Below are 231 nucleotides of genomic sequence, written 5' to 3'. Positions count from 1 at the left end.
GTACCAGGCGCATTGGCCGGCAGTTCTTCCAGGAACTCGCGCAGTGCTTCGGTGCCGCCGGTGGAAGCTCCGACGCAGACGACCATCTCCGTTGTCTTCGCCATGGCCCGCCCCGTCGGTGGCGGCAGCATCACATCCGCCGTCAGTTTCTTGGCCGGCCCCTCCGCTGAAGCGGAACGGATGGTTCCGGCGGCGCGGCGGACATTGGAAAGTCGTGCATGCGAGGCGCTC

The 231-nt window shown here is 67.1% G+C and carries 1 protein-coding gene; it reads right to left on the bottom strand.

Annotated elements, in window-relative coordinates; genetic code table 11:
- Window positions 1–231: chemotaxis protein CheB (locus tag AF337_RS38700; RefSeq protein ID WP_342028475.1), on the bottom strand; the 231-nt coding region annotated here is incomplete at both ends.

This window comes from Rhizobium ecuadorense (assembly GCF_001187535.1).
GTDB lineage: Bacteria > Pseudomonadota > Alphaproteobacteria > Rhizobiales > Rhizobiaceae > Rhizobium > Rhizobium ecuadorense.
Note: the sequence above shows the minus strand (reverse complement) of the source record. Positions and strands in the feature narration are given on the sequence as shown.